Consider the following 1,502-nt stretch of genomic DNA (forward strand, 5'->3'; position numbering starts at 1 on the left):
CAGCGTAGCTGCTATGTTCAGATGATCATACATCACCTCTTAATCAGGTGGCCAAATTCACTATGCCACTACATTAATAGGGGGCAAGTGTTGCGTTTCATCTGGAGGAGGGCCCAATACAACCGCGGTTCATCAATGATTGGTTGTATTCAGACCAGTTCGTCAGCTTATAGGTTTGCTTTGGTATGTGGTGACGCTTTGAATTGTTAAACTTGTTTGACATGTATAAGTGAGAATCGAGGCTAAAACTGCATTATATCAGTAGAAGCCTCGTAACTCTTGCACTGCTAAAAATATGAGCGATGCAACAAAGCCATATAGAGGAAGGCCGTTCTGTCACGCTTCTAACTAGATTTGCGACAGAACCGTACCTCCTTGAAGTTTTAGATTACATGATAATTAATATCCGATGATTCAAAATCAGAGACATCAACTATTGGAGCACTTTCAATGAGCTTTTTAGATGTATTATCTTCTATATTTTTCTCACCAACATCATTAGCTTTCTCATGAGCGTCATTACTAACAATATCAATGCTATGAATATCAACAATACCAGATTCATTAATTTCTGAACCATTAATACTTTTTGTTGTTAAATCATAATTATACATTCCAGGGTTATCAAACTCAACAACAATACTCCAATCCCCATCATTATCTGATGAAGTGTTATAAGTGGCATTATCAAGACTTAATAAAACCTGAGAATTAGGATAAGTATCACTGCCATTGAACATATGCCTAGAAATAATGGAGTTTTCTTCTGAGTCGTTTATCGAACTCATCTCTTCGATTTCAAAAGTTTCCTCCCCTAATAATGGTTGTTTTTCCACCCTATTTATATTTCCTGCATTATCGCAACTAGTGATACTCCATTGATAACTCTCCCCTTCTTTAAGCTTTTGTCTATATGGTACAGTTAATGCCCATTTTCCATCATTATCTGCTATCGCTTGATCTTGAAAGAAAATCGTACCGTCTGAATTATACAGAGTGACAATTACTTCACTCATACTATCAGTCTCTCCGAAGAAAGTAGGCTGTCCCCCTGCCACTCCTTGAACAGCTGCTGTTAAAACATTTGTGGTATCGATAGACAGATTAAACTCTTCCGAAGAGCTGTGGTTACCTGCGGGATCCGTCACTTCCACCGTCCAAGTGTAATCCCCATCTAGCAGCCCGCTATCTGGCAGCATAGGTTCGCCATTGGCACTATCTGCCACCCAGCTGCCATTATCTTCGGGATTAACCTCCATGGTGGTTAACATATTTCCATCTTCATCACGGATGACAACGGTCACAACCGCCCCCTTCTCCGCTATCCCGCTAAAACGAGGAAACGTATTGTTAGTGATTCCATCTTCATCTAAGCCTTTAACAATCGAACCACTATCGTTTGTGCGTCCAGTGTCGTTGCTCAAGCGTATGTCGTCATTTTGGGCTCTGATATCAATCGTCAGATCTTGCGGCTCCGAGGTGGTGGTGTTACCTGCGGGATC

At 40.7% G+C, this 1,502-nt stretch carries 1 protein-coding gene; it reads right to left on the minus strand.

The window, feature by feature from the left end; translation table 11 throughout:
- Positions 1–383: 383 nt before the first annotated feature.
- A partial coding sequence (locus tag BCT34_RS24285; protein ID WP_157936597.1) for an Ig-like domain-containing protein occupies positions 384–1,502 on the minus strand: 1,119 nt, incomplete at its 5' end.

The organism is Vibrio sp. 10N.261.45.E2, assembly GCF_002875705.1.
Classification (GTDB): Bacteria; Pseudomonadota; Gammaproteobacteria; order Enterobacterales; family Vibrionaceae; genus Vibrio.